This window comes from Pseudomonas sp. DTU12.3 (genome assembly GCF_004124275.1).
Lineage (GTDB): Bacteria > Pseudomonadota > Gammaproteobacteria > Pseudomonadales > Pseudomonadaceae > Aquipseudomonas > Aquipseudomonas helmanticensis.
Window position 1 is genome coordinate 486,674 of sequence record NZ_CP027218.1, and the last position, 16,544, is coordinate 503,217.

The 16,544-nt window shown below is 58.2% G+C and carries 14 protein-coding genes; 11 read left to right on the plus strand and 3 right to left on the minus strand.

Annotated elements, in window-relative coordinates; genetic code table 11:
- Positions 1 to 339 precede the first annotated feature (339 nt).
- Entirely contained in the window at positions 340 to 1,353 is a 1,014-nt protein-coding gene (locus C2E19_RS02155) for an ABC transporter substrate-binding protein (RefSeq protein WP_129387467.1), read from the plus strand.
- A gap of 77 nt (positions 1,354 to 1,430) precedes the next feature.
- Here the strand turns inward: C2E19_RS02155 and C2E19_RS02160 are convergent, their stop codons facing one another.
- Positions 1,431 to 2,351: a LysR family transcriptional regulator gene (locus C2E19_RS02160; protein ID WP_129387470.1), complete on the minus strand. Its 921-nt coding sequence runs from the start codon at positions 2,349 to 2,351 to the stop codon at positions 1,431 to 1,433.
- A gap of 181 nt (positions 2,352 to 2,532) precedes the next feature.
- Between C2E19_RS02160 and C2E19_RS02165 the strand changes: the two genes are divergently transcribed.
- Positions 2,533 to 3,441, plus strand: a complete 909-nt coding sequence (locus C2E19_RS02165) for a TauD/TfdA family dioxygenase (protein WP_129387473.1) — start codon at positions 2,533 to 2,535, stop codon at positions 3,439 to 3,441.
- Between the two features lie 169 nt (positions 3,442 to 3,610).
- On the opposite strand, the gene C2E19_RS02170 is transcribed toward C2E19_RS02165, so the two are convergent.
- Together C2E19_RS02170 and C2E19_RS02175 are read right to left on the minus strand one after the other, a co-directional pair.
- A complete protein-coding gene (locus tag C2E19_RS02170; RefSeq protein WP_129387476.1) occupies positions 3,611 to 5,227 on the minus strand; it encodes an alkaline phosphatase family protein in 1,617 nt (538 codons plus the stop codon).
- Positions 5,228 to 5,416: 189 nt separating this feature from the next.
- Positions 5,417 to 6,361, minus strand: coding sequence for a LysR family transcriptional regulator (locus tag C2E19_RS02175; RefSeq protein ID WP_129387479.1), 945 nt, complete (start codon positions 6,359 to 6,361; stop codon positions 5,417 to 5,419).
- A gap of 165 nt (positions 6,362 to 6,526) precedes the next feature.
- Here C2E19_RS02175 and C2E19_RS02180 point away from each other — a divergent pair, with 165 nt between their 5' ends.
- From C2E19_RS02180 to C2E19_RS02220, 9 genes are all read left to right on the plus strand, one after another.
- Positions 6,527 to 8,887: a TonB-dependent receptor gene (locus C2E19_RS02180; protein ID WP_129387482.1), complete on the plus strand. Its 2,361-nt coding sequence runs from the start codon at positions 6,527 to 6,529 to the stop codon at positions 8,885 to 8,887.
- Between the two features lie 23 nt (positions 8,888 to 8,910).
- Positions 8,911 to 10,254: an aryl-sulfate sulfotransferase gene (locus tag C2E19_RS02185; protein ID WP_129387485.1), complete on the plus strand. Its 1,344-nt coding sequence runs from the start codon at positions 8,911 to 8,913 to the stop codon at positions 10,252 to 10,254.
- A 189-nt stretch (positions 10,255 to 10,443) separates the two neighbouring features.
- A complete protein-coding gene (locus tag C2E19_RS02190) occupies positions 10,444 to 10,770 on the plus strand; it encodes a hypothetical protein (protein ID WP_129387488.1) in 327 nt (108 codons plus the stop codon).
- A 369-nt stretch (positions 10,771 to 11,139) separates the two neighbouring features.
- Positions 11,140 to 11,958, plus strand: a complete 819-nt coding sequence (locus C2E19_RS02195; RefSeq protein ID WP_129387491.1) for an energy transducer TonB — start codon at positions 11,140 to 11,142, stop codon at positions 11,956 to 11,958.
- A gap of 44 nt (positions 11,959 to 12,002) precedes the next feature.
- Positions 12,003 to 12,728 (plus strand): MotA/TolQ/ExbB proton channel family protein, encoded by a 726-nt coding sequence (locus tag C2E19_RS02200; RefSeq protein ID WP_077570154.1) that lies wholly within the window; start codon positions 12,003 to 12,005, stop codon positions 12,726 to 12,728.
- A gap of 1 nt (position 12,729) precedes the next feature.
- A complete protein-coding gene (locus C2E19_RS02205; protein WP_003220570.1) occupies positions 12,730 to 13,131 on the plus strand; it encodes a biopolymer transporter ExbD in 402 nt (133 codons plus the stop codon).
- Between the two features lie 271 nt (positions 13,132 to 13,402).
- Complete coding sequence (locus tag C2E19_RS02210) at positions 13,403 to 13,984, plus strand: alpha/beta hydrolase (protein WP_129387494.1); 582 nt, start codon at positions 13,403 to 13,405, stop codon at positions 13,982 to 13,984.
- A 52-nt stretch (positions 13,985 to 14,036) separates the two neighbouring features.
- Positions 14,037 to 14,957, plus strand: a complete 921-nt coding sequence (locus C2E19_RS02215; protein ID WP_129387497.1) for a sigma 54-interacting transcriptional regulator — start codon at positions 14,037 to 14,039, stop codon at positions 14,955 to 14,957.
- A gap of 258 nt (positions 14,958 to 15,215) precedes the next feature.
- Positions 15,216 to 16,013 carry a MetQ/NlpA family ABC transporter substrate-binding protein gene (locus tag C2E19_RS02220; protein WP_007918708.1) on the plus strand — a complete coding sequence of 266 codons (798 nt, stop codon included), beginning with the start codon at positions 15,216 to 15,218 and terminating at the stop codon, positions 16,011 to 16,013.
- Positions 16,014 to 16,544: the final 531 nt, after the last annotated feature.

Below are 16,544 nucleotides of genomic sequence, written 5' to 3' on the forward strand. Positions count from 1 at the left end.
AAAAGATCGCAGCCTTCGGCAGGGGATTGCGTTGCCCCTGTAGGAGCTGCCGCAGGCTGCGATCTTTAGCGGTATTAGCTAAAAACAAATAGTTATAACAATATCGATATAGATTCTTTTAAGAGATAAGCGAGGCCATTTAAGGCCTCCAGACCACACGCATCCAATGCATTCGGAGAATATTTTCCATGCTGTTAATGCATACGCCGCTGCAAGGCCCACTGTTGCTTGCTTAGCGTTAAAAGCTATAAAAATGTGCATTTATAGTATTTAAGTGAAGGTGGGCATTCAGCCTACTTTCGGCTCCTCAATGCCTGTCGTGATCAAGGAGCAGCACCCATGAACCTTCCCTTCAAACGTGTTTTCAGTCTGTTTGCCGTTCCTGCACTGGCGGGCCTGCTGGCGTTCACCGTTCACGCCGACGAACTCAAGGAAATCAGGATCGCCGTGCCCGACCTGAGCGCCGGCACTCAGCACAGCGGTGGCGGAGTGGTGGACGTGCTGCGTGATCAGCAGATCTTCGAAAAAGCCTTTGCCGATCAGGGCATCAAGATTCAGTGGAATTTCTTCAAAGGCGCGGGACCGGTGATCAATGAGGCGTTCGCCAATGGTCAGGTTGATCTGGCGTATCTCGGGGATCTGGCGGCGATCATTGGCAAGTCCAACGGCCTCGATACGCGGCTGCTCAGTGCCGGTGCGCGTGGGGTGAAGCAGTATCTGGGCGTGGTGCCGGGTTCCGGGATCAAGACCTTGCAGGATCTGAAGGGCAAGCGTGTGGCGATCTTCAAGGGCACCGCGACCCAATTGTCGTTTGACGCAGCGCTGGCCAGTCAGGGCTTGAGCGAGAAGGATCTGAAGGTGATCAACCTCGACTTCACCGGCGCGACCGCTGCACTGGCGGCGAAGCAGATCGATGCGTCTTGGGGCAGTTCAGGGTTGGCGGCATTGCAGATCAAGGGCCTGGCCGAGTTGCCGTTGAACACCAAGGATTTGGGCGGGGCCGGCAGTGTGCAGTCGGTGTTGGTGGGCAGCGGCAAGTTTGTTGATGGGCATCCGGATGCGGTGGCAAAGTTGTTAAAAGCGCAGCAGCAGGCAGTGGAGTGGCTGACGCAGGACAGCAACAAGGATGCCTATGTCCAGCTGGTTTCGGGGCTGGCGAGTTATCCGCCGGTGATCCTGACGCAGGATTTGCAGGATCAGAAGCTGAGCGAGGTATTCCCGTCGACGCTGGATCCAGCGTTCCTTGGCAGCTTGCAGGACAAGGTCGATCTGGCGGCGCAGCAGAAGCTGATTCGCAAGCCGTTCAAGGTCAACGAATGGGTGGCGCCTGAGTTGGCAGCGGCCAAGCTCTAAAAGCAAAAGATCGCAGCCTGCGGCAGCTCCTACATCGATCCAGGTAGGAGCTGCCGCAGGCTGCGATCTTTTGATCTTTAAACAGCGACGCTGACTTCCTGCCGATCCACCGCCACCAATGTCTCGATCAGCGCCCGCGCCGCCGGCGACAACCTGAACCCGGTACGGCTGACAATCCCGCAACGCGCATTCATGCTCTCCAGGTTCTGGGGCAAATTACGCCAGTGCAGCAGCACCAGCGAACCCTTGGCAATGTCCTCGACAAACGCTTCTTCCGTGCCCACGCCAATCGCATTCGATTGCAGCACAACTTTTACCAGCGCAGGAAAATGTTCGGTCTCGATGGTCGGGGAAAAATCGATGCGTCCACTGAGGTTCGCCAGCAATTTGCGAATGCCCGGCGGGATCCGCGTGGTCGCCAACGGGTAGTCGAACATGTCGTTGGTCGACAAGCTTTCCTTGGCCAATAACGGATGCCCCGGCCGGCAGAAGAACACGCCACGCTTGGGCGTCAGTGCCTGGGTCTGGAAGTTCGGATCGGACTCGAAATGGCGGATGTCGGCAATGAAGAATTCGATCTCTTCACGGCTCAACGCGCGGCTGAGTTTTTCCCAGTTGTCCACATGAAAACAGGTGCGCACTTTCGGGTGCGCGTTGATGAATTGCGCCACCGCGTCCGGCACCAGTTTCACTGCTGGCGCCGGGCCGCAACCGAAGTGCACCTCGCCGGCATCGAGTTTGGTCATCTGCGTCACTTCGGCGCTGAGCAGTGCCGCGCCTTGCACCAGGCTCAGGGCGTGTTGCAGCACGACCTGGCCTTCCGGCGTGGGGCGCAGATCCTTGTTGCCGCGATCCACCAGCACGCAGCCGAACTCTTGCTCAAGCCCCTGAATGCTGCGGCTGAACGCCGGTTGAGTGATGCCCATCGCGTCCGCCGCACGGACAAAACTGCGGTGTTCGTTGAGGGCGATGAAGTAACGCAACTGGCGAAGATCCATATGCTTTTCCGGCATCCTAAAAATAGCTCGAAGGCATTTGCGACGAGGGTTGCTAGAGGTTTTAAATGCAAGCTCTTATTCCGTCAACGAAGCATGTGAATATCTATTAGATGTAAATGGAATATAGATAGAGCGTTGTTTCGCTGCCGTCCAACCGTAAGCAGTCGATGAGGGTCTACCCATGAGCAATGCCGCACTCGCTGTAAAACCCGCTGTCCACGCGCTGGAAATTCATCCGGTGGCCGGTCGTATCGGCGCCGAGATTCGTGGTGTGCACTTGTCCGGTGAACTGGACGCCGCCACCGTCGAAGCCATTCAGCAGGCACTGGTGCAATACAAAGTCGTGTTCTTCCGCGAACAGACCCAGCTCGACGATCAGCGTCAGGAAGCGTTCGCGCATCTGCTCGGCGAACCTGTGGCGCACCCGACCGTGCCGTCGCGTGAAGGCACCCGCTATCTGCTCGAACTGGACGGCGCTGAAGGTCAGCGCGCCAACTCCTGGCACACTGACGTGACCTTCGTCGACGCCTATCCGAAAGCCTCGATCCTGCGCTCGGTGGTGGCCCCGGCATTTGGTGGCGACACTCTGTGGGCCAACACCGCGACCGCGTACAACGGCTTGCCGAGCGAGCTGCGTGAACTGGCTGACAAACTGGTCGCCGTGCACAGCAACGAATACGACTACGCCAGCGCCAAGCCTGACGTCTCGGCGGAGAAGCTCGAGCGCTATCGCAAGGTCTTCACCTCGACCGTCTACGAGACCGAGCACCCGGTGGTGCGTGTGCACCCGATCAGTGGCGAGAAGAGCTTGTTGCTCGGGCATTTCGTCAAACGCATCAAGGGTTATTCGCAGGCAGATTCGGCGCACCTGTTCGGCTTGCTGCAGAGCCATGTGATTCGCCAGGAAAACACCGTGCGCTGGCGCTGGCAGGCGGGTGATGTGGCGATCTGGGATAACCGCTCGACGCAGCATTACGCGATTGATGATTACGGGACTCAGGACCGCGTAGTGCGTCGGGTGACACTCAAGGGGGAAGTCCCGGTTGGGGCGAATGGGCAGCGTAGCCAAACCATTAAAGGACGTGATTGAAGATCAAGAGCCCCTCGCCCCAGCCCTCTCCCGGAGGGAGAGGGAGCCGATTGGGGGCTTTTCAAGCCTGAGTTCAACCTTGATATTTCAGTTCGGCGTATAGCTAAAAAAACCACTCGGTCAGTCCCCTCTCCCTCCGGGAGAGGGTTAGGGTGAGGGGCTCTCCCAGCTACCAAACCCCAATCTGAACAACCTTCTCACTCTGCGGCTCACCGTAACGAAACCGCTGCCCACGCAAATCTATCTCCTGATGACTGATCGTCGTCCTCCGCTTCAACCCCCGCACCCACTCGAACAAATACCCCGCATGCTCCTCGCGCACCGCTGCGAATTCGGGGTCATCACCCAAATCACGCAGCTCCTGCGGGTCATTGAGCAGATCAAACAACTGCGGCCGAAAGCCGTCGTACGCGAGGTATTTCCAACGCTCGCTGCGCACCATGGTCATCCGGCAACGGTCGATCGGCTGACCCAGTCGCTCTCGCGCCGGCGCCTGAAAGGCGTAGTCGTATTCGCTGATCGCATAGCGGCGCCAGTCCGGGTTTTCACCGCGCAGAAGCGGGATCAAAGAGCGCCCTTCCAGTCGATGCGCCGCATCCGGTAATCCCAGCGCTTCAAGGAAGGTCGGCAACGCATCGATGGTTTCCGCCAGCCGATGGTCCACCGTTCCGCGCGTGAGATCCGCCGCCGCCCGAGGGTCACGCACGATCAACGGCACACCCACCGCCTGCTCCAGCAAGAACTCCTTCTCACCGAGCCAATGATCGCCGAGGAAGTCGCCGTGATCGCTGGTAAACACGATCAGCGTGTCATCCCAACGACCATTGCTCTGCAGAAAGTCGAACAGCCGTCCGAGCTGATCATCCACTTGCTTGATCAGACCCATGTAGGTGGGGATTACAGTCAATCGTACTGAATCGCGGGAAAAGTTAAGGCTTTCCTCATGCTGGCGAAAGGCAGTGTATACGGGGTGTTTGCTGGCTTTGGAGGGCGTCGCGCGGACCGCTTCAAGAATCGATTTCGTACTGTACAAAGCGTGGTATGGCGCCGGTACGATGTAGGGCCAGTGCGGTTTGATATAGGAAAGGTGTAAACACCACGATTTCTCGCCTTGCTCGGTGATGAAGTCGATGGCTCGATTTGTAGTGTAGACAGTCTCTGAGTGTTGCTCGGGAATTCGTGCTGGCAAATTCGCATGACGCATTTGCCAGCCGCTAAGGATTTCACCGTTTTCGCCTTCGGCGGCGTTGGCCCAGTCGTGCCAAGGGTTTTTGCCGTCGAAACCTTGTTCGCGCAGGTAATGGGTGTAGGGCGCGGATTCGCGTTTGTCGGCGAACAGCGGATGGTCGGGATAGATTCCGTCGTGGCGCATGTACGGTTCGAAGCCGACTTCGTTGAGGATTTCCGCTTGTTGGCTATCGGGATTGATCGCCAGCCGTTGCAAGGCATCCACGTTCGCTGTTGCGTGGGTCTTGCCGACCAGTGCAGTACGGATGCCGTGCGGGCGCAGGTAATCGCCGATGGTCAATTCCTCCAGTGGCAACGGCACGGCGTTCCACGCCACCTGATGGCTGCTGACGTAGCGCCCGGTGTAGGCCGACATCCGCGACGGGCCGCAAATCGTGCCTTGGGTGTACGCGCGGCTGAAACGTACGCCGGCGGCGGCCAGGCGATCGATGTTCGGTGTGTGCAAATGCGGGTGGCCGTAGCAGGACAGGTAATCGCGGCGCAGTTGATCGCACATGATGTACAGCACGTTGCGCACGGGGGCTGGCGGGGTGGGCATGGGGTTCACCGGTCAGTGGGACAGGCGAGGGTTTTCGCTTTCGGTGGGGGTGTTCGGCAAGTGCATTTGGGGAATGGGGTTTATGCAGGGGATGCATGGGGACTGCGCCGGCCTCTTCGCGAGCAAGCCCGCTCCCACATTTGAAATGCGTTCCCCTGTGGGAGCGGGCTTGCTCGCGAAGGTGTCTGATCAGACGGCAAGTCTATCCAGTGAACACACCTCCTCATCCACCGCATCAATCGCCTTGATCTGCTCAATCATCGCCTCGGCCAATGGCGACAACCGATACCCCGCGCGGCTGACAATCCCATAGCGCGTATACAGCTCCTCAAGATCATCCGCCAACCCTTCAATGCGCAAACACACCAGTTCACCCTTGGCCTGATGCAGTGCATCCGAATACGCGCCGACAATCCCGATCGCCTCCGAACGCAGCACCACACTCAGTAGGCTGGAGCTGTTTTCACACTCCACATTCGGGGTGAAATCCGGGCGCCCGCTGAGATCGACAATCACCTTGCGCAAGTTCGGCGGCCGGATGCTCACCGCCAGCGGATAGCTCATCAATTGCTCAGCAGTGATTCGATCAAAAGCCGCCAACGGATGCCCGGCACGGCAGCAGAAATGCCACTTGCGCGGCCGCAACCGGTGCGTCAGGTAATCCGGATCGGCTTCAAAATGCCGAGTATCAGCAACGAAGAATTCAAACTCTTCGCTCAGTAAGCGTTTGCTCAAACTCTGCCAGTCATCGACCTGGAACTGAACGCGCGCTTTTGGATAACGCCCGATGAAGCTGCCAATCGCGCGCGGGATCAAACCCGCCGCTGGCGCCGGCCCGCAACCGAAGCGCAGTTCCCCCGCCTCCAGCCCATTGAACTGACTGATCTCGTTGGCCATTTGCTGCGCGCCACTGACCAGCCGCCGCGCGTGTTCGAGCAGCACCTGGCCCTGTTTGGTTGGCGGCAATTCCTTGCGCCCGCGATCAACCAACTGACAGCCGACGCTGTGTTCCAGCGCCTGAATGCTGCGGCTGAACGCCGACTGCGACAGGTTCACCGCCTGCGCGCCTGCGACAAAGCTGCGTTGCTCAGCCAGGGCGATGAAGTGACGAAGTTGCCGCAAGTCGATATGCATTTTTCACATAAAAAATATCCGGGAAATGCATTGGATATGCATTAGGTCCACTCCTTATAAAGGCAATCTCTTATGCAGTAAATATTTGTAAATCCATAAATAAATAACTTAAAAGAATATGCAGCGCTGAAGATGTCTGTGTGTTTTTTGACCAGGAGCCGCGCCATGAGTCCGTTGAACCTCGCGTCACCCTTAACACCACGACGGCTCAAGCGCCTGCCTCTGGCCCTGTTGCTGGCAGGGAGCGCCAGCTGGACTCACAGCTATGCCGCCGAAACAGAAACCCCGACGCCGGTACCCGCAGGTAAACCGGCGGCCAACAGTTCGCAGCTGGAAACCGTGACCGTTACCACTCGCCGCCGCGAAGAAAGTTCGCAGGATGTGCCGACGCCAATGAGCGTGGTCAGCGGCCAGAATCTGGAGACGCAACGGGTTTACCGGATTCAGGATTTGCAGCAACTGGTGCCCAGCGTCAACGTCGCCTACATGCACGCGCGGCAGTCCAGCGTGTCGATCCGTGGCCTGGGCAACAACCCGGCCAGCGATGGTCTGGAAGGCAGCGTCGGGTTGTACATCGACAACGTCTATCTGGGCCGCCCGGGGATGGCGGTGTTCGACTTGATGGACATCGAACAGCTCGAAGTTCTGCGCGGGCCGCAGGGCACGTTGTTCGGCAAGAACACCACTGCCGGGGTGATCAACATCAGCACCCGCGCGCCGACATTCACCCCGGAACGCAGTATCGAAACATCGGTGGGCGAGGACGGCTATTTCCAGACCAAGGGCACGATTTCCGGGCCTCTCAACGATGAATTGGCCGGACGTTTTTCGGCGTATCGCACGCGCAGCGACGGCGACATCAAGAACGAATACAACGGCCATGATCTGAATGGCGGCTCGCGCGATGGCTTCCGTGCGCAATTGCTGTTCAAGCCGAACGAAGACTTCAACCTGCGCTGGATCGGCGACTACAACGAAGAGGATTCCAGCGCCGGCACCCGCGTGTTGTACAACACCGGGCCGACCATCAATGGCGTCAATCTCTACTCGGCGCGCGCCGCTGCCGCTGGCGCAACGCTGGTCAACGGTTCGCACCGCAAGGTCAATCTGGACAGCGACCAACACGTCACCGTGCATCAGGGCGGCACCTCGGTTGAAGCCAATTGGGCACTGCCGAGCGATTTCACCCTGACCTCGATCAGCTCGTATCGCTTCTGGAATTTCACCCCGAAAAATGACGATGGTCTCAACGTCGCGTCGACTTACAACGCTGGTGTTTCGGTAGAAGACAAACAGTACTCACAGGAATTTCGTCTGGCTTCGCCCAAGGGCGAGTTCTTCGATTACGTGGTTGGCGCCTACTACTTCGGCAACGATCTGGACAACAAATCCTTCGCCTATTACGGCCCGCAAGCGGACATCTGGAATGGCACGCCGGCCGGTGCGCTGGCCAACATTGGCAGCGTCGGCAACGGCCATATCAAGACCGACAGTTTTGCGCTGTTTGCCCAGGGCACCTGGCACCTCAGCGAGCGTCTGGATTTCACGGCCGGCGTGCGTGGTACTTACGAAGAGAAGAACGCCTGGGTCACTCGCGATGCGCCGGTCGGTGGCGCTGCGGTGGCGGGTGCAGCGGCGACGGCGCGACGCGGTCGTGCCGGTGCCTACGATTCCGGCGACTTGAATCAGTACAGTTCCAGCCCGTCCGGTTTGCTCAACCTCAGCTATCGCGTCACGGACGATGTGCTCGGTTACGCAACCCTGTCGCACGGTGAAAAATCCGGCGGCGTTAACCTCTCGGTCGGCTCTGCACCAGCCGCCGGCGCTGACTCGCTGTTGATCGGCACCGAACGCGCAAACAACGCCGAACTCGGTTTCAAAAGCACGCTGTGGGATCGCCGTTTGCAGCTTAACGCCAACGTGTTCTGGACCCAAGTCAACGCCTATCAGACCAACGCCTACGACGACGTCAACCGTGTGCAATACCTGACCAACGCTGGCTCCGTGCGCTCGCGCGGCGTCGAGTTCGAAAGCACGATCATCCCGTTGCGCGGCCTCACGCTGAACTTGAACGGCTCCTTCAACGACGTCAGCTACCTCTCCTACAAAGACGCGCCGTGCCCGCCGGAAATCAGCCAGGCGCCGGGTGCCCCAGCTTCTTGCGACCTCAGCGGCCATCAAGTGGTCGGCGCTTCGAAATGGATCGGCAACGCCAACGGTGAATACAAATGGAATCTCGATAACGGCTTCGAACCGTACGTCACCGGCAGCTACGCCTTCCGCTCGAAAGCCGTCGGCACGGTCGAGGATTCCGACTACGGGCAGATCCCGAGTTACGCGGTGGTCAACCTCTCCACCGGCCTGCGCGGCGACTTCAACCAAGGGCAGTGGGACATCTCGCTGTGGCTGAAAAACGCCTTCGACAAAACCTACTACACGACCCTGTGGACGGGCGGCAACGGCGGCTATGAAGGCCTGCTCGGCACGCCAAGAACCCTCGGCGTCACCGGTCGCTACGACTTCTGATTCGTCATTCAAGGAGCTGCATCATGTTGCGCATCAAAACGGCTTTTGCGCTGTTGTTGTCCGGCGCGGTGTTCAGCGCTGGCGCCTTCGCCGCGCCCAGCGTGTACCCGACTGGCGTCACCCGTTACGACCCGGTCAAAGCGTTCAATCAGTACGTGATTTTCAGCGGCGCCGACAAGCAGACGCACTTGATCGACATGAACGGCAACGAGGTCAAGAACTGGCCGCAGGCAGGTTTCCCGTCAGCGATCATCGACCCGAAACTGGTTGGCGGCGAGCGCGGGCATGTCCTGCTGCAACTGAGTGACAAGGACCCCGGCAAGCTCGGTTCGGCTGGCAATGGCCTGGGCAATCAGAGCGTCGGCGAACTGGACTGGAATGGCAAAGTCGTCTGGCAGTGGGGCGACAAGGCGCCCGGTGGCGCGGCGCAGCAGCATCACGACCAACGCCGGTTGAGCAACGGCAACACGGTGGTGCTGGCGAACAAAGTGCACCCGATCAAAGGCTTCAAAGTCCCCGAGGTGATCGACGATGCAATCTATGAAGTCAGCCCTGACGGTGAAGTGAAATGGCAGTGGCTGGCGTCGGAGCACCTCAACGAATTCGGCTTCACGCCAGAGCAATTGAAACTGGTGCGAGGGAGCGAGGATGCCGACTACCTGCACATCAACAACCTCAGTGTGGTCGGGCCGAACAAGTGGTTCGATGCCGGCGACAAGCGTTTCAATCCGGACAATCTGCTGTTCGATTCACGCAACGCCAACTTCATCGCGATCATCGACAAGCACAGCGGCAAAGTAGTCTGGCGTCTGGGGCCGAACCTGCCATTGGCCAGCCCGAAAACCGCACGAACCTTGCCACGTCCGGTCGATCAGTTTGTCGGTCAGCATGACGCCCATATCATTGCGGCCGGGCTACCGGGCGCGGGCAATGTGCTGGTGTTCGATAACCAGGGTTCGGCAGGTTATCCGAACGTCGCCCTCGGGCTGATTTCCGGTTCACGGGTGCTGGAAATCGACCCAGTGAAAAATGAAATTGTCTGGCAGTACAGCGCCGCCAATTCGAAGCAACCGGGGTGGGCGTTTTACAGCTCGTTCATCAGCAGCGCGCGGCGTTTGCCCAACGGCAATACGTTGATCGATGAAGGCATGAACGGGCGGTTTTTCCAAGTAACGGCCAGCGGTGAAAACGTCTGGGAATACGTCAGCCCGTACCTCGGCAAGGCGCCGGGCGGTGACGCCATCAGCAACTGGGTGTATCGCGCGCTGCCTGTGAGTTATGACTGGGTGCCGCAAGGTACACCGCGCTCCGAGACGGCGGTGATTGCGCCTGGCGTCGCAATACAACAGACCAACGCCAGTCGCTAGTTTAATTGGAATTAATGCTCGAATGATTGGCGATAAGTTATGAGCGAGATGAATGGTGCTTATTGCAAATCGGTTAGTTGCTCGTGTGGACAATGACTGGATGTCGAACCATTCTCTGACTCGTGAGTTTCCAGGAGGAAACTTGCTCTCATCGGAAGACACTTATCCAACGATAAAGGGAATCTAGTTATGTCGAGCATTAATGGCACTTATGTAAACGCCAACGCTGGCGCCAAGCTGGTAATCACCGATGGCAATGATTCCAACGGTACTTTCAGCGGGCAGTTCAGCCAAGGTGGCGTGAATTATGACGTCAGCTACGGGCATTACCATTTCCAAAACAGCACCGGACAACCTACCACCATTACGTTTGTCGGTCTGAATGGTAATAGCGGGTTTCAGGCGTGGTCGTTATTTTCTCCTGATCACAACTATGCCAAAGTTCGTGCAGCCGGTTCCCGAACTAACTTTGATGGTGAAGTAGTAAACCTGGCAGGGGAATTCGTGAAGCAGTAATGCCGCAGTAATAAACAGGCTGGCGTACGCAAGTGCGCTGGCCTTTTTTATTTTCTGTATTAACAAGTAATTAGGTTTTAGTACTTGTTCGGCCGTGTGGATAGCCGCATTCGATGCGTCGAATGAATACTTTCAATGCCTGAAAAGCATGTATTTTTGCAACCTGCGCTGCAGCCCGCGTACGACGTGGCTTTGGCGGAATTGATCAATTTACATATTCCATAAAAGCCTATGCATAACGTTAAAGATTACTTTCGGAGATAAGCGCCAAGCCCAATGATTCACCCAGCGATCTGCCGTGGGGGCTTCAACAAACGGTCGATCGGCATCTTTTGTAGAGAACGCAAAAAGACCGCAGGGAGTGAATCAATGGGCAATGTCCAGACCGCCGCCAGCGCAGAGGAATTGCTGTGGCGTCAGACGCCGAGTGGCGAACTGGTCGATCTCGGCCGGCCGCACCGTGTGCCGTTGGGGCAGCAGAGTTTGCAGCGTGCACCCAAAGGCATCTTGAGTCGGCGCGAGGCAATCCTGCTGGGTGTGCTGGCGTTGTTGGCGCATGGCGCGGTGATCTACTGGATCAACCAGCAGCCGACGCCGACGTTGCCAATCGTGCCGCCGGAAATTCCACCGATGACCATCGAATTCTCGCGCCCGGCACCGCCAGCGCCACCGGTTGTCGAGCCGCCGCCACCTGCGCCGGTGGTGGAGCCGCCACCACCGGTAGAGGACGAACTGGCCGTCAAACCACCACCGCCGAAGCCAATTCCAAAACCGAAACCGGTGGTTAAACAGCCGCCGAAACCGGCACCGAAGGCTGTCGAGCAACCACCGGCGCCGCCACAACCGGCCGCTCCGGTCGCCGCGCCAGCGCCTCCGGCACCACCGGCACCACCGGCGCCAGCACCGGTAACGCCGGCCTCGGCCAACGCCGCGTACCTGAAAAACCCGGCGCCGGAATATCCGTCGCTGGCCCAGCGTCGAGGTTGGGAAGGCACGGTGTTGTTGCGGGTGCATGTGTTGGCCAGCGGCAAGCCGGGCGAGATCCAGATAGCCAAAAGCAGTGGCCGGCAACAACTCGACGATGCGGCTCTAAGCGCCGTCAAACGTTGGAGTTTCGTCCCGGCCAAGCAGGGTGATGTCGCCCAGGACGGCTGGGTCAGCGTGCCCATCGATTTCAAGATTCATTAAACCGAAACCAAATTCGCGCGAAACGTTTACACGAGGGAATCATCATGACGTTACTGGCATCTCCACTGGAATCCATCGAAAGCGCGGTGATCTGGCTGCTGGTGGTTTTTTCCGTCGCCACCTGGGGCCTGGCATTGCTCAAGGCTGTGCAGTTCGGTCGTCTGAAGGCACAGGATCGCAAGTTTCATAAACGTTTCTGGGCGGCGTCGAGTCTCGATTCCGCCGCTGAATTGAGCGAAACCCAACCCGGCGCTGCGGCCCGGGTGGCACAGGCCGGTTACGCAGCGATTCAAGTAGGTGAGGCGCCACAGGCCACGGATCTGAGCCAGGCGATCAACCATCAGGATCGCCTGGAGCGTGCGTTGCGTCAGCAGATTGTCCGCGAACGCCGTTCGCTGGAAACCGGTCTGGCGGTAGTTGCGAGTATCGGCAGTACGTCGCCGTTCATTGGTTTGTTCGGCACGGTGTGGGGAATCATGGAGGCGTTGAAAGGTATCAGCGCAGCGGGTTCGGCGAGCCTGGAAACGGTCGCCGGCCCGATCGGTGCGGCACTGGTCGCCACCGGTGTGGGGATCGCTGTCGCAGTGCCGGCGGTGCTGGTTTACAACTACTTTTTGCGTCGGTTGAAACTGACGGCGGCGGATCTCGATGACTTCGCCCACGACTTCTACAGCCTGGCGCAGAAGAGTGCGTTCCGCGTATTGATCCACCCGACCGCGCACAAGGTTGCAGCGCCGGGCAACGCGGCAAAAGTGAAGGAGGCGTCCTGATATGGCCTTCTCCACGCAAGACAGTGACGAGGTGCTCAGCGAGATCAACGTGACGCCGCTGGTGGATGTGATGCTGGTGCTGCTGGTGGTGTTTATCGTCACCGCGCCGCTGCTGACCAACGCGATACCGATCAACCTGCCGAAGACCGAAGCGGTTGCGCCGGTCGAGCAGAAGGACCCGCTGGTGGTGAGCATCGATGGCGCCGGCAAATTGTTTATCAACAAGGATGAAATTCAGCCGGACTTGCTGGAATTCAACTTGAAGTCGGCGAAAGCCAAGGACCCGGAAGTGCGCGTGCAATTGCAGGCCGATGACGGCGTGAACTACGGCGAAGTGGCGCGAGCCATGGCCTCGATCGAGCGCGCGGGGATTACCAAATTATCGGTGATCACCGCGCGGTAAAAGCTTTCATGTTTTTCCGGGGCCGTCTCCTTGGCAGGGTGCGGCCCTTTTTTTATTTGTCGAACATCACCCTGTAGGAGCTGCCGAAGGCTGCGATCTTTTGATTTTGATTTTTAAAAAACAAGATTAAAAGATCGCAGCCTTCGGCAGCTCCTAAATAGGGTTTGTATATGCAATTCGGGTATTAATAAATAGCTTCTTATTCCTTAACGAATATAAATCCTCTCCCTATACTCGTTCAGGAACAGACACGACGCAGGAGAGCTTCCCCATGCGCAACGAATCAATCCGCTACCTGATTGTGCCGGGCTGGCAAGGATCGCCAGATGATCATTGGCAAACCCACTGGCAGAACAGCCTGCCGAACAGTGCGCGGGTCGAGCAGGCCGATTGGCTGACGCCGCGCCGCGAAGACTGGGTGGCGGCACTGGCCGAGGCGATTGCCGCCGACAGCACGCCGGTGATCCTCATCGCGCACAGTCTCGGCTGCGTCACCGTTGCTCACTGGGCCGCCACTGCGCCGTTGCAATACCTGCGTCAGGTGCGCGGCGCCTTGCTGGTCGCGCCGGCGGATGTCGAGCGCCCGACCTGCGCCCCGGCATTGCGCAATTTTGCCCCGATCCCGACGGATCTGCTGCCATTCCCAAGTCAGGTCGTCAGCTCCGACAACGACGCTGCCGTCAGCGCCCCGCGAGCGCTGGAGCTGGCGCGCAACTGGGGCGCCGAGGTGGGCATTCTTGGCGGTGCCGGGCACATCAATGTGAAGTCCGGGCATCAGCGTTGGGAGCAGGGTTTTGCGTATCTCTACCGCCTGCAAAACCGTATGGAACACCACGCCCGCCGTCGCGCCTGATTTTTTTCTTTCAACGCCCCCGTCTGCCGGCGGTTTTGGGCGGGAGTCTGCCATGAGTTTCGAAACTTTCGGTCAGCCGTTGCTGACCTTTCCCGATGCGGAAAAAAGCCCTCTGAGCATTCGCGCCAAAGCGCTGGTGTTCGTCGATCCGCGTTCGCGGCAATTACGTGAAGAACTCGAGCATCTGGCGCCGCGCTCGATTTCGGTTTTGATCCGTGGAGAGACCGGTACCGGCAAGGAGTTGCTCGCCCGGCATATCCATCGCGCCAGTGATCGCAGCGGTTTGTTCGTCTCGGTCAATTGCGGCGCCATCAGCCCGACCTACGCCGATGCGGAATTATTTGGCTACGCCGCCGGCAGTTACAGCGGTTCGGCCAGCAGTCGCGCTGGCTGGTTCGGTTCGGCCAATGGCGGCACCTTGTACCTGGATGAAATCGGCGACCTGCCGCTGCCGATCCAGATCAAACTGCTTGCCGCTTTGGAAAACCACGAAGTCACCCGCGTCGGTGCGCATCAGCCGAGCCCGGTGGATGTGCGCCTGGTGGCCGCAACCAGCATCGACCTGGCGCAAGCGGTCGACGCCGGGAAATTCCACGAGCGGCTCTATCATTACCTCAGCGAGGGGCATCTCGAGCTGCCAGCGTTGCGCGCGCGTACCGGCGATATTCTCTCGCTGGCCGAGTATTTCCTAGGCATCTACAGCCAGCGTCTGGACCTCCCTGTGCCACTGATCAGCGAAGCCGCGCAGCACGTGCTTGAACAGCACAGTTGGCCGGGCAACACCCGCGAACTGGAAAACGTCATTCACTTCGCCTTACTGGTGAGCACTGGCGACGAAATCCTCCCGGAGCACCTGAACCTGCCCCCCGTGCTGACCCAAATCGAAAACCAGATCAATCAGATTATCGCCACAGGCTCCACGACTGACCAAGCCGCCCTCAAGCAACTCCTGAAAAACGCCGGCCTCCTGTAGGAGCTGGCGCAGCCTGCGATCTTTTGATCTTGCTTCGACGATTTAACCTATTGAAAATCAAAAGATCGCAGCCTGCGGCAGCTCCTACACGTCTAGCCTGTGTGTATGAACAAAATGGAATAACAACGTGAATAAACGTTATTGTCCGGGAATAAAAAATCCCGGTATTGTCCGCTTCACGCCAGAGATAGCACTTCACTGGCACTCGTATTAAATGCCGTCGCCATTCGCGACCGTGATTTTCGATAAGGACACTGCATGAAAAAGGTTCTGTTGTTTACCGCATTGGCGGCTGCTCTGACTGCTTCTCTGGCCAACGCCGGCGAGAAACTGGTGGTTGCCGCGACCCCGGTTCCGCACGCTGAAATCCTCGAGCTGATCAAACCGACCCTGGCCAAAGAAGGCGTGGATCTGGAAATCAAAGTCTTCACCGACTACGTTCAGCCGAACGTACAGGTAGGCGAGAAGCGTCTGGACGCCAACTACTTCCAGACCCTGCCGTACCTGAACAGCTTCAACCAGGGCAAATACAAGGACGACAAATCCAAGTACCTGGTGACCGTGCAAGGCGTGCACGTTGAACCGTTCGGTGGTTACTCGAGCAAGTACAAAACCCTGGCTGAATTGCCGGACGGCGCGACCATCGCCATCCCCAACGAAGGCAGCAACAGCGGCCGTGCACTGATCCTGTTGCAGAAGGCTGGTCTGATCGAACTGAAAGACCCGAAAAACGCCCTGGCAACGCCGAAAGACATCGCCAAGAACCCGCACAACTTCAAGTTCAAGGAACTGGAATCGGCGCTGCTGCCACGCGTTCTGAAAGAAGTTGATCTGGACATGATCAATACCAACTACGCGCTGGAAGCCAAGTTGAACCCGCAGAAAGATGCGCTGGTGATCGAAGGTGCTGACTCGCCGTACGTGAACTTCCTGGTGGCCCGTGAGGACAACAAGAACAGCGACGCGATCCAGAAACTGGCCAAAGCCCTGACCAGCCCGGAAGTCAAAGCGTTCATCGAGAAGAAGTACAACGGCGCGGTACTGCCGGCGTTCTGATCTGACGCTTGAGTGAACCCCTTCAAGGTATGAAAACGCCGATGGCCAGCGATGGTCATCGGCGTTTTTGTGTGCGTGCGCAAAGCGGCCCTAACCCTAACCCTCCCGAAACGTCGGACCGCCCAGAGGTAGAGGGGACTGAATGGGTGATATTCACGCAATACGCCGACGTGAAAGATCTCTGCCGTATCCATAATCGACTCGGTCTTTCAGGTCGATGTATGACGCCAGACAACTCGGTCAGCCTGGGGTGAGGGTGCTCTTGATTCTCAGGCAACCTGAGCCTTCAACGCCCGGCGCAACGCCACGAGCAATTTCACAATGTCCTGCGGATCCAGTCGCTGCGGCACTTTTACGTCCATGTTGTCTTCCTTGTTATGGTTTGGCCGGGGGAGTCTGGCCAAAAGCTGTTCATCCTTGGAGGGCTTTTGTGAAAAAAAGATCCGTCCTACAGCGCAAAGGAAAATAGCCTTCTTATTCCTTCCCGGCAAACCCACAAGATAGTTTTTTGGGTGATATCAATATGCTTTA